17 protein-coding genes are annotated in these 15,523 nt (G+C 56.3%); 2 read left to right on the forward strand and 15 right to left on the reverse strand.

The features are described from left to right. Positions 1 to 13 precede the first annotated feature (13 nt). The 4 genes from ABD937_RS01855 to ABD937_RS01870 form a co-directional block, all read right to left on the reverse strand. Positions 14 to 514 (reverse strand): YsnF/AvaK domain-containing protein, encoded by a 501-nt coding sequence (locus ABD937_RS01855; RefSeq protein ID WP_345252929.1) that lies wholly within the window; start codon positions 512 to 514, stop codon positions 14 to 16. Between the two features lie 207 nt (positions 515 to 721). Beyond that, a complete protein-coding gene (ade, locus tag ABD937_RS01860; RefSeq protein ID WP_345252930.1) occupies positions 722 to 2,383 on the reverse strand; it encodes an adenine deaminase in 1,662 nt (553 codons plus the stop codon). 243 nt (positions 2,384 to 2,626) lie between these two features. Beyond that, the gene (locus tag ABD937_RS01865; RefSeq protein ID WP_345252931.1) at positions 2,627 to 4,333 is read right to left on the reverse strand and encodes a hypothetical protein; all 1,707 of its coding nucleotides are present in this window, start codon (positions 4,331 to 4,333) and stop codon (positions 2,627 to 2,629) included. Beyond that, the gene (locus tag ABD937_RS01870; protein ID WP_345252933.1) at positions 4,330 to 5,337 is read right to left on the reverse strand and encodes an NHL repeat-containing protein; all 1,008 of its coding nucleotides are present in this window, start codon (positions 5,335 to 5,337) and stop codon (positions 4,330 to 4,332) included. Before ABD937_RS01870 ends, ABD937_RS01865 begins: the two co-directional genes overlap by 4 nt. A gap of 151 nt (positions 5,338 to 5,488) precedes the next feature. Here ABD937_RS01870 and ABD937_RS01875 point away from each other — a divergent pair, with 151 nt between their 5' ends. Both ABD937_RS01875 and ABD937_RS01880 read left to right on the forward strand, forming a co-directional pair. Continuing rightward, positions 5,489 to 6,106: a DUF1684 domain-containing protein gene (locus ABD937_RS01875; protein WP_345252934.1), complete on the forward strand. Its 618-nt coding sequence runs from the start codon at positions 5,489 to 5,491 to the stop codon at positions 6,104 to 6,106. A 159-nt stretch (positions 6,107 to 6,265) separates the two neighbouring features. Continuing rightward, positions 6,266 to 7,258, forward strand: coding sequence for a glycoside hydrolase family 43 protein (locus ABD937_RS01880; protein ID WP_345252935.1), 993 nt, complete (start codon positions 6,266 to 6,268; stop codon positions 7,256 to 7,258). Between the two features lie 254 nt (positions 7,259 to 7,512). Here ABD937_RS01880 and ABD937_RS01885 read toward each other — a convergent pair whose 3' ends face one another. The 11 genes from ABD937_RS01885 to ABD937_RS01935 form a co-directional block, all read right to left on the reverse strand. Continuing rightward, positions 7,513 to 7,836 (reverse strand): hypothetical protein, encoded by a 324-nt coding sequence (locus ABD937_RS01885; protein ID WP_345252936.1) that lies wholly within the window; start codon positions 7,834 to 7,836, stop codon positions 7,513 to 7,515. 28 nt (positions 7,837 to 7,864) lie between these two features. After that, positions 7,865 to 8,542, reverse strand: coding sequence for a hypothetical protein (locus ABD937_RS01890; protein WP_345252937.1), 678 nt, complete (start codon positions 8,540 to 8,542; stop codon positions 7,865 to 7,867). 223 nt (positions 8,543 to 8,765) lie between these two features. Continuing rightward, complete coding sequence (locus tag ABD937_RS01895) at positions 8,766 to 9,503, reverse strand: hypothetical protein (RefSeq protein ID WP_345252939.1); 738 nt, start codon at positions 9,501 to 9,503, stop codon at positions 8,766 to 8,768. A gap of 194 nt (positions 9,504 to 9,697) precedes the next feature. Next, the gene (locus ABD937_RS01900) at positions 9,698 to 10,057 is read right to left on the reverse strand and encodes a hypothetical protein (RefSeq protein WP_345252941.1); all 360 of its coding nucleotides are present in this window, start codon (positions 10,055 to 10,057) and stop codon (positions 9,698 to 9,700) included. Between the two features lie 116 nt (positions 10,058 to 10,173). After that, positions 10,174 to 10,743, reverse strand: a complete 570-nt coding sequence (locus ABD937_RS01905; RefSeq protein ID WP_345252942.1) for a hypothetical protein — start codon at positions 10,741 to 10,743, stop codon at positions 10,174 to 10,176. A gap of 527 nt (positions 10,744 to 11,270) precedes the next feature. Then, complete coding sequence (locus tag ABD937_RS01910) at positions 11,271 to 11,876, reverse strand: hypothetical protein (RefSeq protein ID WP_345252944.1); 606 nt, start codon at positions 11,874 to 11,876, stop codon at positions 11,271 to 11,273. A 152-nt stretch (positions 11,877 to 12,028) separates the two neighbouring features. Continuing rightward, positions 12,029 to 12,514, reverse strand: coding sequence for a hypothetical protein (locus tag ABD937_RS01915; RefSeq protein ID WP_345252946.1), 486 nt, complete (start codon positions 12,512 to 12,514; stop codon positions 12,029 to 12,031). Positions 12,515 to 12,653: 139 nt separating this feature from the next. Further along, positions 12,654 to 13,310: a hypothetical protein gene (locus ABD937_RS01920; RefSeq protein ID WP_345252948.1), complete on the reverse strand. Its 657-nt coding sequence runs from the start codon at positions 13,308 to 13,310 to the stop codon at positions 12,654 to 12,656. Positions 13,311 to 13,675: 365 nt separating this feature from the next. Further along, positions 13,676 to 14,236: a hypothetical protein gene (locus ABD937_RS01925; RefSeq protein WP_345252950.1), complete on the reverse strand. Its 561-nt coding sequence runs from the start codon at positions 14,234 to 14,236 to the stop codon at positions 13,676 to 13,678. Between the two features lie 171 nt (positions 14,237 to 14,407). Next, the gene (locus ABD937_RS01930) at positions 14,408 to 14,755 is read right to left on the reverse strand and encodes a DUF3592 domain-containing protein (RefSeq protein WP_345252952.1); all 348 of its coding nucleotides are present in this window, start codon (positions 14,753 to 14,755) and stop codon (positions 14,408 to 14,410) included. Positions 14,756 to 14,883: 128 nt separating this feature from the next. Further along, positions 14,884 to 15,213 carry a TfoX/Sxy family protein gene (locus tag ABD937_RS01935; protein WP_345252954.1) on the reverse strand — a complete coding sequence of 110 codons (330 nt, stop codon included), beginning with the start codon at positions 15,211 to 15,213 and terminating at the stop codon, positions 14,884 to 14,886. Between the last annotated feature and the right edge of the window lie 310 nt (positions 15,214 to 15,523).

The raw sequence follows: 15,523 nt of genomic DNA on the forward strand, positions 1-15,523 counted from the left end.
GTGATGAATGATGTTATTCGAGGCGGTTGCGGCCATCGGCATCGGTGCGGATGACCTCCACGCGCTCCTTCATGAGCGTGACCTGCTGGATGTGCGGCACCGAAGATACCTTGCGCGTGAGGCGCACTTCTTCGATCACCTCGTAGCGCTTTTCGATCACGAGCACTTCCTTTACCACGGGCACGATGATGGTCTCGCCTTCCTGCCGCGGCACGGGCGCCTTTTCGTATACCTTGCTGGTGGGCACGCGCTCCACATCGTAATATTCCTGGATCAGGGGCATGTTGATCGAATGCTCTTCCGCGGTCACGATCTTACGCACACGCACCTTGCCGGTCTCCACGAGCTCCTTGTCCACCGTCATCGACTCCTCAATCACGGGGATCACGAGCTCGCCGGGGTTGGCGGAGGCCGCCGCCTGCAGGGGTTGTTCATTGCCGACCTGTTGTTCCTGGTGGGTGCTCACCGGATTCCCATCCGGCCCGAGCACGATCCGGTCTTTGTTCTCGTCCATAGTACCGCAAGCGCCTCCAATATTGTGCCTAGGTAGCGCGTGGATGGGCTTACCGTTTTGTAAAGACGGGAGGAAAGAGTTTGGGGTAGGAGGTTTGTGGGTTGACGTTTCGCTGATACAGCCAAGCTTTGCCTGCAAGAGCTGTCGGCACGTCACGTAGCCTTTGATTTACCGAGACAAGGTGTGATACCAGCAACTTCAAACTGATCATCCTCCGCCTGTGGGTGCAGCCACCGGTGCTACAAAGCTAAAGCGGTCGCCGTCGAAGAGCCCGAGGTCGGAGAGCTTCAGGTGCGGGATCACGAGCAGGGCCATAAAGGAGAGCGTCATGAAGGGAGCGCCGAGGGGAGAGCCCAGCGCTTTTGCGGCGGCGTCGATCTCCGAGTATTTCCGGGCTACCGTATAGCCGTCTTCCGTGCTCATGAGGCCGGCCACCGGTAGCGGCAGCACGAGCTCCTGTTCCCCGTCCACGCAGCTGACGCCGCCCTTTGCCGCAATCACCGCGTTGACGGCGCGGGCAAGGCTTTCATCATCGGTACCCACGGCCACGATGTTGTGCGAGTCGTGCGCTACCGAGGAGGCGATGGCGCCGCGCTGCAGGCCGAAGTTGCGGATAAAGGCGGTGGCTACCGGCGCAGGCTTGTAGCGGTTCACGACGGTGATCTTGAGGATGTCGTTGGCTACATCGGCTACGGCGAGGCCGCCTTCCACTTTGGGGGCGAGCTCCAGGCGGTTGGTGATGAGCTGCCCGTCGAGCGCCTCGATCACCGGGAGGGTGGCTTCGCCGTTCCAGGCCACGGCGAAGTCAGTAGCCGTCTTGGGTGTGCAGTCAAATTGGTTGATGACCGCGGCTTTCTTTGCTTCGATGCGGGTCTTGCCGTTTTCGGCCACCAGTTGTCCGTCGATCCAGGTCTGGAGTACGTCAAAGCCTTCGAGGTCGCGCACAACGATCAAATCTGCGGGATCGCTCAGCTCGAGCTGCCCCACCTTCATGCCGTAGTGCCGCACAGGGTTGACGCAGGCTGCCTGGAGCACGTGGAACACGTCGATGCCGGCTGCCACGGCGCGCGCGCAGAGCGTGTTGATATGACCTTCCACGAGCGAGTCGGGGTGCTTGTCGTCGGAGCAGAACATGAGGTGGTCGGCATGCCCGTGCATGAGGCCGATGAGCGCGTCGAAGTTGCGGGCGGCCGATCCCTCGCGGATGAGGATCTTCATGCCGTGTTCCAGCTTGTCGAGCGCCTCTTCGGCGGTAAAGCACTCGTGATCCGTGGAAATACCGGCGTCGATATATTGCTTCGCTGCGTCGCCGCGGAGGCCGGGCGCGTGGCCGTCGATGGGCTTCCCGTACTTTTTGGCGAGGGCGATCTTTTCGAGTACCACCGGGTCGCCGTGGAGCACGCCGGGGAAGTTCATCATCTCGGTGAGGTATACGATCTCCTTGCGTTGCAGCAGGGCGTCGATGTCGGCGGCGTCCACCACGGCGCCGGCGGTTTCGAAGGTAGTGGCCGGCACGCAGCTCGGCGCGCCGAAGTGGAACTTGAAGGGTACCGTGCGGCCGTTGTCGATCATGTAGTCGACGCCGGCCACGCCGCATACGTTGGCGATCTCGTGCGGGTCGGAGATGGTGGCCACGGTGCCGTGCACCACGGCGAGGCGCGCAAATTCCGAAGGCACGAGCATCGAGCTCTCCACGTGCACGTGCGCGTCCACGAAGCCCGGGAGCAGGTAGGGGAGGGCATCGGCGTCGGGCCCGGTGTACGGAGCGAGGGCAGCGATGCGGCCGTCTTCGATGGTGATCGTGGTGGGCTCGATGCTGCGCTGCGCGATGCGCACGAGGCGGCCGGAGATCGTGGTGGGGGTGCTCATGCGGCTAAGCTAGCGAATCCGCGCCCTTCCGGCAAGCGCCGGCGCCGAATCCGGTCAGGCCTTCAGTTGCGCGGTGCCGTGGAACTCGTCGGCCCACGGCGGGTGAGCGCGTCGAGGGCCGGATGCCAGCAGGATCAGCGTCACGAGGCTGGCGACGACGATGCCGGGGAGCCTCCAGAGTTCATGGCACCGTGAGGATATGAAATTGATACCTGCCGTACCGGGGCAACCGCAGGGCGGCCGTTACTTGCTGCTCCCATTGCTGAACAGGTGCCCGTATTTTTGAGCGATCGCCGGGGGCGCGTAGAGCGGCAGTGTCCAATACCGGGCTTTTTTTGCTTCCTCGTCGCCCATCTCGCTGGCGCAGCAGTAGTAGACGTAGCTGTACCGAGATCCGGAGTGCCTGCCGTTTTTGGGACTTGTAAGCTGCTTCCAGGATTTCTTGAAGTTGCCGCTGAAAAAGCTGAGGATGGCCCGCACACTGAGCTCGTTGCTCTCGTACCTGATGTGCTTGCCATGGGCGTCGAGCCACTCGTCGGCTTCCTTCAGGCGGCCGAGGATGGCGAGGTTCACCACGTATTGCTCTCCGTATTGATACAGCTGCTCCTTCGGAAGCAGGGCGAGCAGGTCTACTACCTGCTGGTATTTGCCGCCTGTCTCCATCACGTTCAGGTACATAATGAAATATTCCGGGTAGGAAGGGTAGAACCGGTCGTCACGGTCTATGTCGGGGCTTCCCTGCGACCATTGCCGGGCGAGTTCCGCGGGCGTCCAGGTCTCGAGGTATTGGTGGGCGCTTTTCCGGTCGGGGGCTGCCGCGGCCATCAGGATGTCGGCGCTCAGCAGCTTACCGCGCTCGTAGCCGACTTCTGCGAAGCACTTGCGCGCGAAGGCGAGTCCCTCTTCACTGAACGGCTGCACCGACTTTTCGCCATTGTAGGTTTTGGTATACTCCTTCTTGTTGTTTTGAAAATAGGTGAGGGCCCCCTGCGGCGGGGCCAGCTTTTTCAACTTTGCGACGAGCTCCGCGGCGTAGCCCGCTTCGGCGCTGCGGGCCTTGGCCCACACCCGTACGATCTCGCGCGCGGCGGCCTCCCGCTCCTCGTGGATCTTCTTCTTATCGCCTTCGGGGGGAGCTGCCGGGAACAGCGGCTTGCCCGCTCCGGCCAGCGCGGTGTAGTCGGGAACGATGCCCGGGTGGGTATCGAGGAAGCGCTTGATCGAATAATTGCCGTTGATCTCCGGGGTCGAAAGCAGGTAAAGCTCGATCGCGTCGCCGGAGGTTTCCGCCCAGCGGAGGTAGTCGTCGATCACCGTAGTCCAGCTGTAGGCGGTGCCGAGCGAGTAGCCCTCATTGCGCGCCGCCACCGCAACCACCTCGCTGAGCCAGCCCACGGCCCGCCGCTCGGGCGGGATCTTCTTCAGCGCCTCGAACTGCAGCTCGGCGGAGATGTCGGCCTGCCGGCATTTCGCGTAATGCGTCCAGAAGCGCACGGCTTCGTCGTAGCGCGCTGGCTCCTGCAGCAGGGCCCCGAGGAACACCGCCATCGTATTGTATTTCTCCTCCTTGTACGGCAATCGGGCATAAACGAGCTCGATCTCAAAGGCATACTTTTCGACCAGCTCCTGCGTGCTGCCCTTTTCGTGCATCAGCGCCCAGATGAGATTCTGCACCCGGTCTTCGGGTGTGATGCGTACTACCGGCGCGGGCTCGTTCTTTTCCGTACGGGTGGTACGGCCAACGGGCGGGGGCGTATACGTTTTTGGAGGCGTCGCATTGCGGGCCTGTTTGATGTTGTATTCCTCGCGGCGGATCTCCTCCCTCCCTTTCATCCGGAAGCCGCCGTTGCTGTATACGAAGGGGCTGATGTAGCCCTGGGCGCCGGCGGTGAAGCCCGCAAGTGTCAGCAGCAGCGCAAGGGCCGGTGCCGGGTTCGGTTTCCTGCTCATCGTTTATTATTGACATTGTTATAGATGCCGAGGCGCTTCTGGCCGATGTAGTAGAGCCGGCCGGGCGATACGGGATACAAGGTGCAGCACATGGTGCCCGGTGGGTACAGCATCCATTGTTGCCACTTGCCGTCGGTCAGCTTGTAGAGTACGTAGGTGCGCGTGTCCCTGATCGTGCTGTGCAGGAATACCTGCCCGTGTTGCGTCCTCATGAAGGTGGCCGTTGCCAGGGCTTCTGCCGGCGCGGGCACGTCCGTCCACGAAACACCGTCCCACACTTTCCGGAACGCATCCTTATCCAAAAAGCCGCTAACATACAGCCTGCCGTCCTTGTCCATGGCCATGTCCGTTACATTACCCGGCATGTCCCCGATGCTTTTGAAGGCTTTGCCGTCCCAGCGCAGCACCAGCTTCTTCTTGTTTTCCGGGTTTTGCAGGTCGGAGTGGTACATATACACCGTGCCCTTGCTGTCGATAGCCTTCTTGAAATAGCTGCCCGGGTGCGATACCGCCTTCTTGTCGGAAAACCGGAGAAAGGTCCAGCCGCCGTCCTCAAACTTGAGGATGGAGTGGTCGGTGTTGAGGTAGACGTTGTCGTCGAGCCCTACCTGAAGCGCCGTGGGAAAGCGTTCGGGGATGTCGTCGCCGATCTGTGCCCAGGCGCCGTCCTCCCGCCGGTACAGCTTGTTGTCGCAGATGCAGTACAGCGTCCCTTTCGAGTCCATGGCCAGGTGGTAGACCTTTTTCCTGAGGTTGGCCTTGATCGACTTGAGCGTGCTCCCTTCGAGCTCGAGGATGTCTTCGTGGTCGTAGCTGAGCGTGAAGAGGTTGCCCTTCGGATCGATCAGCGTGTTGTACTCGTCTACCTGCGTGTTTTCAAGAAGCTGGTTCGCCTTTTCGGAATAGCTGACAAATGCAGGTGTCTGGGCGGATGCGCCGGGGCTGCCGCCGCAAAAGAGCAACAGGATGAGGACTAAACCTTTCGGTGTGATTGCCGGTCTCATAAGCAGTGATTGTTGGTCTTGTTAAGACTCCTAATTTATGCATTCGGGAAAACAATTGCAAGGGACGATAAAAGTGGCGTGGGGCGCAGGGCTGGAGGCGTCCCGTTTCTGCCGATCCCCTTACCTTCGGATGGCATAAACAAAAGTCCCGATGAAGCCTGTTCCGATGCTCTGCTCCCTGGTCCTCTTTTCCTGCCTGCTGCCTGCGCAGGGCGCCTTTGCCCAGGCTGCCCCGGGCAGCTATGCGGCCACCATCAGCGCGCATATCAAAAAGTACGTGGAAACCCATGAAGTGGTGAAAGGCGACGACCGCAGGCACTTGCGCTTCTTCGCGCCCGACAGCACCTACCGCGTAACGGCCACCTTTGAAAGGAGCAGCGACGCCGTTGGTTTCGGCATGATGACCTCGGGGCGCTCGGTGCAGGAATATTTCCGCTACGGCACCCTCCGCTTCGCGGTCAACGGGGCGGAGCAGCGGCTCACGATCTACCAGTCGAAGCAGCTGATGCACAACGAGGCGTACAAGAACTACCTCTTCATCCCCTTCACCGACGCCACCACGGGTAAGGAGTCGTACGACGGCGGCCGCTATCTCGATCTTTCCATCCCCGATATCCGGGAAGGCAAGGTGCTCCTCGACTTCAACAAAGCCTACAACCCGTATTGCTGCTATGTAGCGGGCTACCAGTGCCCGATCCCGCCGAAGGAGAATGCATTACCGGTGGCTATCCGTGCCGGCGAGATGAATTATGGCAAGCCGGGGCATTGAGGAGAGCGAGGAAACGCAGATTTCTTATGATGCATACGATGAACGCAGATGGTTCGTAGACGAAGTCTCCCAACTCTGCGTCATTCGTTTGGTAAGATTTGAGAAGTACGATTTCTTTTGATCAACATATCCCGGTCCATCACACCAAAATCGCTTTTGATGCCGCTCCGCGCTCTTCGTCACGTTGCGCTGATCCTGCTCTGCTGTGCCTGTGCGCTATCGTCTTACGCCCAGAAGAACCCCATCTCGGAGGAGTGGTACGCCGATCCGGAGGGCGTCGTGTTCGGCAAGGAGTACTGGATCTATCCCACGTATTCGGCCCGCTACGGGAAGCAGGTGTTCTTCGACGCGTTCTCGTCCACCGACCTCGCCACCTGGAAGAAGCACCCGCGCATTCTTGATACTGCCGCCGTTACATGGGCACGCATGGCCCTGTGGGCGCCCGCGATCGTGAAGAAGGACCAACAGTACTTCCTGTTCTTCTCGGCCAACGACATTCAAAGCAAGGCCCGCAACGGCGTCGCCGACGATACCCTCGGGGGCATCGGGGTTGCGGTGGCCGACCACCCCGCCGGCCCGTTTAAGGATTACCTCGGCAAGCCGCTGATCAACCACTTCTACAACGGTGCGCAGCCCATCGACCAGTACGTGTTCCGGGACCGCGACGGCCAGTACTATATCTTCTACGGCGGCTGGGGCCACTGCAACGTGGGCCGGCTCAACAGCGACTTCACCGCCCTTGTGCCCTTTGCCGATGGAGCGCTCGTAAAGGAGCTCACGCCAAAGGGATACGTGGAAGGACCGACCATGTTCGTGCGCCAAGGCAGGTACTACCTGATGTGGTCGGAGGGCGGCTGGACGAACGGCTCCTACAAGGTTTCGTACGGCATTTCCGACAACGTGCTGGGCCCCTTCGAGCGGCGCGCCACGGTGCTGGAAGCCGATTCGGCCGTAGCCACCGGCGCGGGCCATCATTCCGTCATCAATATCCCCGGCACCGACGAATGGTATATGGTCTATCACCGCCGGCCCATCCCCAACAAGGACCGCGACCACCGTGTGGTCTGCATCGACCGGATGTATTTCGAAAGCGACGGCGGCATCCGCAAGGTGCGGATGACTTTTGAAGGGGTGAAGCGGAAACTGAAATAGGCTTAGCCGCTGTTCGAACTAATGTACTTTCCTAAAAGTTCGGGAATGTCGGCCGCACGCGGTCGGCCGTAGCCTATGGCGCGGAGGCCGAAGCGGCCTTGGCGCGCCCCCGAAGCTTCGGGGGCGCAACGACGCGGCGAGAAAATGCTAAAGAAGAATCTTCAGCACATTGCCGCTTCGCTGTGCCGCCGCGCCGCCGTGTGAAACAGGCCGCTAGCGGCGTCGCCAGCCTATCTAGTTACTCACACAGTCTCTTAGCCGGGGCGCTGCTTTTTCGAAACGGACTCGTAGATCCACCAGCCCGCGCCGGCGATCATAAACAGGATCCCCTGCCAGCCTCCGAATACGAACAGCACGAGTCCGCAAGCGAAGAGGAGGAGCGCCGCAGTGGGGATGAGCCGCTGCTCCTTGTGGGCGACCTTTTGGCCGATGCGCGCGCCCAGGGCTTGCATGAACGCGTCGGCGTCCGCTTCGCTGTAGCCCCGCTCCAGCAGGTCCTGTCGCACCTCGCCCAGCGGGTAGCCCTTGCGGGTTTGCGCGTCGTATTGCTGCAGCAGGGCTTCGTCGGGTGGGTTCATCTACCGTGTAATTTTGGGTTCATGTGGGTCATTTCCGTAATTCCAGTTGCTTCAGGCTTACGGCGCCGCAAGTCGTTTCGTGGCCATTGATGCGGTAAACCAGTTGTTGCCCGTTAACGCGGAAGCCTGTGCGCGAGGTGCCCGTTACTCCCTTGTTCGCAAGTACGACCACATAAAACGCACCCGACGCGCCCGGGTCTCGGGTGCGCATCAGTGAAGCCGGTTGCAACACTCCAGAATCCAGGATCAATTTCAGGTTTGCCAGTCCGTAGTTATACAAGGATGCGTTTTCGGGGTTCATGGCAACGGAAGGAAGAACGACCCTGTAGTAAACACCCGGGGAAGACGGCAGCGCACTTGCTTTTGCCGGGAACTCAATGGTCAAGGTACAGGGTTGATCGGTTTCGTTGAGAACCCGGGTCCAGAAAACGGCATAAACGTGCGCCTTGCCCATCGGGTCGGTGTGGGTGAGTCCGCCTTTTGGCAGGCTGTTCTGGATAACGAGGCGCTTGCCGGAGGAATCCGTGTAGACATACTCCGTATCCACATATTGTTCCCCGGGAAGGCTCGGAGATGGTTGTGCCAAGGCACCTACCGTCGTCATCGGGGTTTCCTTTTGAGCAGGAGCTGGCGTTGATGCACCGGGATGCCAACAGGAAGGGGAACCTCCTGTCGCTACCGACAGTATGATGAGCATGTTTTTCATATGGTTCGCTTACGCCCTAAGGTTTGTCGAAATTAAGCGCTGGTGTGCGTTCTCCTCTCCATGAAGTTCTTAGAAGTCGTCTCCAAATCGCAGTCTTCGTGCTTTGCCGTCAGGCGTGAGGCGTAAAGCGTTCCGTGAAGGATCCGACAGGAGCGGCTTTCTGCTCACGCCTGATGCTGGACGCCTCACGAAATTTCAGGTGCTCCTGTTTTAGAAACCATCTCTAGTCATACATCCCGTACCGATCCTCCGCGAAACGCCGAATCCGGTATTGATCGGGATATTCCAATTGTAAGGCAATGTGTACGAGGGCCTCGAACGAATACCAAACCCCGTGTCGCAACCGTTCAAGAACCCATTCTTCCCCGTTCATCTTTTCGTAGACCTCCAGGTGTTCCCTGCTTAACATTCGTTGCTCTTCGTGCTGGATGCCCGCCATTTGCTTTTGAAGCACCAACTTTAAGCCGGCAACGGTAGTAATTCCGAATGTGCTCAGCTCATGCAACAGCCGCCTGTAGTCACTTTCCCCAAACTCGTGTTTGCTTGAGAACAACTCCCGCATCGATTGCACTAAATTGTCGGCGTTCAGGCCTGGGCTCAACGTGGCCGACGGTTCGCGCACAACTTCCCATGTTCCTGAAATGGTTACGCTTTGGAGATCCGGATATCCGAAGAAAGCCAGGTATCGCTTCTGACATCCCTTACAGCGCCATTCTTTGCATAAAGCAGCTCCTGGGAATATGAAAACTTCTCCATGACCATTCTCTTCAGGGCGGATGTTTGCTTGCACCGCCCCGATCCCGACAAGATGTTCTTTAGACGGGAACGTGCCTTCATGTAAAAGCTTATTTACCGGAATCGCGTCCTCGTCTTCCTGAAGATTTATGTAAATCAGGCTGTCGCATGTCAAGCAGGGAAAGTTGATTGCCTCGCCAATCGACCGAAATTCCTGCACCGGCATGCCCACGTACGGATACACACGCCTTCCCAAATACACCGGTTCACTTGATCCTGGACTCATCTCAGTAATTTGAAGCGGGCACCGATACCGAACAACAGCCAATGTTGGCCGCAGTGCTCAGAAAGGTTAACCAGGATTTTCGGAAAGTCACACCCGAACCAATTCAAAGACAAAATTTTTCATCCGGTATTTCATCAGCAGGTCCAGAATGTCTTTTTTTTGAAATCAATTACACGCGGACCATCGGAGCAGCCGCCTACCTCCGGTGCATGTTGGTCCTGTTTCCGGTGAGCGATGATCCAGTGACCCGTTTTGGCGTGCTTTAGCAGCATGCCCTCGTCGATTACGTTACCCTTGCCGGTCAGGTTGCTGTTCTTGCTCTTCAGGATCTTTATTCTGTCGCCCTTGATGATTACAATGCAGGTCTCTCCCAGGGTATCGCCATTCCATTCCGCAAATGCCAGGGCATACGTGTAGCGCCCGTCTTTGGGTCTCTGTGCCTGTGCTGTCGTGGCAACGAAGACGAGCAAAATGATAGCTAAGAGCCGTTTCATAGTTTGTTTTTTCAAGGTACTCGCTTACAAGCCAATCAATCGAGGTGTGTATCACTTCCGCTTACACGTTCGGGACGTGTCGGATAATGCCAACTGACATCCTGTGTGGGCAGCAACTAGTTGAAGGACACTGTTCCCAACACCGAGTTTACTACCTCGCCAAAAAGTTTCTCGTCTTTCGGAAGATAAAAGCAGGTCATGATGAAGCTGTTCGTTTCATTGTGAAAGGAAATTCCGCGATAGATACCGGAAGATGTCCCGATCAATCCAGACAAAACGATATCTGCTGTTTCGATCCCATTTACTGCCACCACCCTGGAAGAAACTACCTTCATTTTAGGAAACTGGTTCCTCAAACCTGCCTCAAGCCTTTGCCGAGCATCGTCTGCGCTTCCGAACAGGAGACCGCGATACGCCCTTATGGATACGATTTCTTTGTTGGGAGCAGCAAAGGAAACGATCTCGCTCTCGTTCGGCGTGAGTTGCTTCCAGGTCGCCGGAACCAGCAGCTGAATGCCATAGGCTTGGCTTTTCCAAAGCTTTGTCCTGGCTGCTGCGACCTGCTGCTCCACGTTCTCCCTGGGCGGAGGAGCCGGCGGGCGGGCGGACATGCCGGTCGCATCCTGTCCCAGTGTTCTTTCGGAGAGCAAGATGCACATAGCGGAAACGAGAAGCTTTTTGATCATCGTCAGGGTCTTTAATTGCAGCCAACAACCGTGAATCTAATACTGTGGCCGGGAATGAAGTTAAGAACAATGATCCATGTTCGCAGGCAGGGGCGCAACAGCCCGGACGGTGCGCAGCCGGCCCATCATGCGGAGCATCGTCGATGTCCGCAAGCCGCGCAGAATGCCGCTTTATCCGTCCGATAGGGCTTGCCGCAGCTTTCGCAAGGCGGTCCATACTGTACAATGGCGTGATGCATGATGGCGTTTGCCACTGTGGCTTGAAATCCGGTATAACTCGAGTACCAGTCAAGCAACGGTTGAAAGCGCTCCCCGACGCCTTTTGAGTGATCGCGAAAGCAGGTTTGGTAAAGGTCCTGCGCTTGCTCAAACTCTTTGTCGTCTAACATGGGTACGTCCATCTGGCAGCGCCAGCACCAAAGTGTCTTCATGATATTAATCGCGGGCGTTTGAATTGAGAAGGTGTCTTGCGGGCAAGAGCCCAGTTGATCCGCCGTTTTCCCGAGCAACGACACAAGCGAGCGGCGCTATAGGGAGAACGGAGCCTGTCGCTTACCGGGCTTCGATCCACACCTCACCGACTCGGTTCCGCAAATGGCACGGTAGTAACCAAACTTGCGGTAAGCTTGAATCCGCTGGAGCAGGCCATCCCGATATGGAAGCGCTGCGAGTCGTGCGCTTGCAAACTGATGGACAGAGTCTATATTCTGTGGTCCCCAGGGGCAATTAACTGCATAGAACACTTTTATCCTGTTGCCTTCCACAAACAAAATATGGCTCACCGAAGAAGATTTATAGATGTAGGCAAAATGGTAAAAGTGCTTGTCGATGAATTTTACGGATGAATTAGGCGATCTGGAAAAGTTTTCGGGGTACTGCCGGTTGGAGGAGTCCGACAAATCGAACACAAAAAAGTTGCTGATGTTGCCCATGTTATCAACTTCCGGGCTGGCGCTCTCGGCATACGCCCTGATGATATCACTAAGCTGGCTGAGTAACGCCACCCGGTCAACCGTCGGATCCGGAGCCTTGTCGCTGATACCGGGGCATGGCTGGGATAGACCTGACAAATTCAGGTGGGTAAAACACAACAACAACAGAACCGCCTTCGTTTTCGCAGACGTTGGCTTCATGACGATTTGGGTTTAGGGCGTATCCGGCCGGGGCGCCCCACCGACGGGGACGACGACCGGAGTTTTGCCGGGCGTTACGTTGAATGAAAATACAACTTTAAGAGGGCAGCCTGGCGCAACGGTCGATATTGCGCGCTGCCGCAGGCTGCCCGTTAAGAGCTCCAGCCGAAATGCAGTACAAAAACCCGAGTTTCAAACTCGAACAGCGTGTCGTCGTTGGCATGATCCCTTCCGATAGCGTAGATCGTATCGATTCCGTTTACTTCCCATGCACCTTTAAAGTCAGGAGCGTCGATGAATTGCAGGAGCCTATCGAGGAATACGTTCTCCAGTTCCGGGTACCGCTCTGTATAATGCTCAAATCGGTCCAGCGATGTCCGGTGGTCACGCCAATAGGCCAGCTTTTTCAGCAGGTATTGGGCTATCCTTTCAATTGGTTTGAGCATCAGGTTGGAGACATCGCGATCTGCCACATAGAACGTATGCTCCGGTGACCGATGGTAAGGGTCGGCATACCTAGGGTGCTGGAGCAAATACTGTTGCACCCTGCGTTCCAGGTTCGTCCCCGGGGGTATTTGCAGTTCAGAGAAATGGTATTCACCGCCGGAGTTCGGTGTTTCCTTCTGAAGCTCTTTCAAGAGCCTGTCTAAATGTAGGGCCTGGTTCATCTATTTGATGAGAGTGGTGATCGTCCTAACAATGAATTGATCCTGTGGTTTGCTTGCATAGACGAGCGTTCGGGCGGGAGCGTAACAGCTCCCATGGGCGGCAGGCGGGTCATCTGGTGAGGAAATGCCCGAATTGACGCTTGGCCTTGCCTTCATCCAGATGAAAGGTATCTACACTACGTTTGTTGAAGCTTGCCAAACGGAAATAGTCCCAGCGCTGGATGGAAGTGTCGTTTTCATTTTCGACGCTGTTATAGTGTAACTCTTCGTCCCAGGTAAAGCATCCAAAGCCATTCGGTTGCCGAAACAGCCAGGAGGTTCGGTTCGATACATCTCCGGCATCTCCTATTGATTCGGCAAGCTCATAATAATAAGTTATCACTCCTTTCTTTTTGTCGAGCACAAAAAGTTTGATCGATGATGGCTCGTATTCGGAGGGCGTTCGGGTTATCAAACCGTACCTGCTGGAGTCCAAATGGAACTTGTAACAGGCGAAAAAGCCACTGTCGTACTCCAGCTGTTGTACAAATTCGCTTGGAAATAGCCTGATGTCATCGCGGTCCAGAAGCCTGCCTCTGAACGGATAGGATTCTGATCCCAGATCGTCGCCTGAGTACACTTTCAGCGTATCGAAGGTGGCATCCTCATACTTTTTCAGCAAGTGAGCGTATTTGTCGGTTTTGAGAGGTTTCGCCAAGCGCTTGCCGGCAGGCTCGTTACACGCAGTGAAAAACAACAGGATGGAACAGTAAAGAAGCTTGTACATAGACACGGTAAGTCTGGTGATAATGGCCAGGGCTTTGAGCTGCGGCCGGGGATTAAATTACTGGCGGAAACGATCGATCGCGGGGCATATCTCCACCGCCTTACGGTGCGCAGCCAAAAAAGCCGGTCGCCGCTCTAAAATCGACGATGCGAAGGGAAGTCTTGTCGCGGAGGTCCGCCTTTTCGAAATACGATCATCAGAAAGCCTGAGATCGCTACTATGATCAAAGAATACCGGAGCCAGCCCGGAATTTCGGTTCCGTTACTGCCGGCTGAGGCCGCCTTCGCGGATGCCGGACGATTCCGTTGCTTCTTTTGGCTCATGGGAATTGTCGTAATGGATAAGTCGAATGGCGCGCTGCGGAGCTATTGCGGGAGTTGCTGACCAGGTGCTTCGGCGCGACGGGTAAAACCGACCTTCGAACGATCGGGCAGGTAAATATTGGGATACAGATCATCTGCCGTTCCGAGTACTTTGTCCACTCCTTTAGAACACAAGTGATAGCCGTCGCCCACTCTTTTGTAATAGAAAGTTTGCATGGGCTCATCGATATTGGCCTGGGTTGGATCGTGTATGGGAGCGAGCTGGTCTTTGGGCACTTCCTGCAAGCTGTCGGGATACTGGCCGTACTGCAGTTTATAGAACTCCACATCCTTTACCAGGCTGTTTAGATGCATTTGCGACAAGCTGGCAAAGAGGCTTCTCGACTTACTCATAGTCGTTCCAATCGCAAACAGTGTAGTGTACACGCCAACGGTGAACAGGATTCCGAAGGCGCCGATCAGTACCAGCCATTTGTCCTTATAGCGAAATATGCCGTAAAGAATAAGTCCGAGGCCAACGAAGGCGCCCACCAAAGGTATTAATCCAAGCAGGCCAAGCAAGTACGGCGGCCTGGAGTTGTCTGATGATCTGGTTACTTGCATGGATGTTTCTTCGAAAAAGTGAGGTAGGTCCGTTTCACGGTGGCACTTGAGTAGGGGCCAACGGCCGTGGCTTTGCGCGTTGGCCGGGGATGAAGTTAAGTATAACTACAGCTCGTAAGCCAGGGTGCCACACCCTGGTTGGCGGCAGGCAGGCCAATCTAGGAAGTCACTTCACCTGAAAGAACGCTCAAAGTCGATCGTAAATCGGTTGGGGTTTTTCGGATCATACACCACGATCACCGGAACCGGCGGACTGAGTTTGTAGAGCGTAACAAAACCGACGATTGGCTTACCGGTTATTTCTCTTCCGTCGTTGGTGATAAAGGTGACGGTGGGCTCATTTAAATTTCCTGCCATCCGGTACCGGTCGTTGCCCGCACTGGTGCTCACATAATTCGCTACGATCGTTCCCGGTACCGAAACACCTCTCCGCTTCAGGCGATCCGGCTTCGACCGCTCAAAAAGCGCATAGCCGATCAATACTCCGATAAGTGAAAAAATGACGATGAATTCGATCATTGAAATCTCCGGGTTTAGGAAAGCAGGCGTGTCGCCAACCACCTGGGCGATGCACGGTGTCCGCGAATGAATTTACGCACGTTCCCTGTGCCCGGAGGCCATGGTGCAACCGCCCGGGTCAACGGCAATTATTTTTTCTTCTCTTTTTTGGCTTTAGGCTCTGGAAGCTCCTCCACGGTCAGCCTGACCAACTCACTGAGCCATTGTCTGTCTTCAATGCGGTCTTCAATCAGGAAACTCGGTTTCGCTCCTTCGTATGGCGGTGCTTCAACTACCTCACCGATAAATGCCCGTCCTGCGCTTGTCGGCTTTATGAATAGCTTGTTGTCGCAAACGAGACCAAATAGTTTCCCGTTTGCATACACCCCGTACTCGCCGAACATTTTCTTGGCACTTACGTCCCCAACCAATTTGAGTTGGCTTAAAATAAAATCTACAAACGTCTGATCAGTCGCCATGTGGTTTTTAGTGCTAAAGTAGGAGAGTTGGCGATGACTCCGATACCGTTTCGAGACGGTCTTGAACAAAGACTACTCAACCACTCTCTTAAATCTGGAAACAAGTCCTGAATCACCATAAAGTACCAGGCTATTTCCTGAATCCAGGTGAAAGCGCAGTTTTGTCGGGGCAACGATGTCGGCGTCTATCAGGAGCGTATCGTATAAAACAGTGTACGATCCAGGCAGCTTGTAGGCACGCCCCTCTGCTACCCATGAATGGACATATGCGCCACTTTTTTCAAACACTGTGGTAGCAGATTTAATGCCA

Origin of the sequence: Flaviaestuariibacter amylovorans, assembly GCF_039541815.1 — a bacterium.
GTDB classification, from domain to species: Bacteria; Bacteroidota; Bacteroidia; order Chitinophagales; family Chitinophagaceae; genus Flavisolibacter; species Flavisolibacter amylovorans.

Bases quoted from the DNA above. Each gene is read 5' to 3' on its own strand.
- ABD937_RS01855 (WP_345252929.1), bottom strand. From the start codon at position 514: ATGGACGAGAACAAAGACCGGATCGTGCTCGGGCCGGATGGGAATCCG.
- ade (WP_345252930.1), bottom strand. From the start codon at position 2,383: ATGAGCACCCCCACCACGATCTCCGGCCGCCTCGTGCGCATCGCGCAG.
- ABD937_RS01865 (WP_345252931.1), bottom strand. From the start codon at position 4,333: ATGAGCAGGAAACCGAACCCGGCACCGGCCCTTGCGCTGCTGCTGACA.
- ABD937_RS01870 (WP_345252933.1), bottom strand. From the start codon at position 5,337: ATGAGACCGGCAATCACACCGAAAGGTTTAGTCCTCATCCTGTTGCTC.
- ABD937_RS01875 (WP_345252934.1), top strand. From the start codon at position 5,489: ATGAAGCCTGTTCCGATGCTCTGCTCCCTGGTCCTCTTTTCCTGCCTG.
- ABD937_RS01880 (WP_345252935.1), top strand. From the start codon at position 6,266: ATGCCGCTCCGCGCTCTTCGTCACGTTGCGCTGATCCTGCTCTGCTGT.
- ABD937_RS01885 (WP_345252936.1), bottom strand. From the start codon at position 7,836: ATGAACCCACCCGACGAAGCCCTGCTGCAGCAATACGACGCGCAAACC.
- ABD937_RS01890 (WP_345252937.1), bottom strand. From the start codon at position 8,542: ATGAAAAACATGCTCATCATACTGTCGGTAGCGACAGGAGGTTCCCCT.
- ABD937_RS01895 (WP_345252939.1), bottom strand. From the start codon at position 9,503: ATGCCGGTGCAGGAATTTCGGTCGATTGGCGAGGCAATCAACTTTCCC.
- ABD937_RS01900 (WP_345252941.1), bottom strand. From the start codon at position 10,057: ATGAAACGGCTCTTAGCTATCATTTTGCTCGTCTTCGTTGCCACGACA.
- ABD937_RS01905 (WP_345252942.1), bottom strand. From the start codon at position 10,743: ATGATCAAAAAGCTTCTCGTTTCCGCTATGTGCATCTTGCTCTCCGAA.
- ABD937_RS01910 (WP_345252944.1), bottom strand. From the start codon at position 11,876: ATGAAGCCAACGTCTGCGAAAACGAAGGCGGTTCTGTTGTTGTTGTGT.
- ABD937_RS01920 (WP_345252948.1), bottom strand. From the start codon at position 13,310: ATGTACAAGCTTCTTTACTGTTCCATCCTGTTGTTTTTCACTGCGTGT.
- ABD937_RS01925 (WP_345252950.1), bottom strand. From the start codon at position 14,236: ATGCAAGTAACCAGATCATCAGACAACTCCAGGCCGCCGTACTTGCTT.
- ABD937_RS01930 (WP_345252952.1), bottom strand. From the start codon at position 14,755: ATGATCGAATTCATCGTCATTTTTTCACTTATCGGAGTATTGATCGGC.
- ABD937_RS01935 (WP_345252954.1), bottom strand. From the start codon at position 15,213: ATGGCGACTGATCAGACGTTTGTAGATTTTATTTTAAGCCAACTCAAA.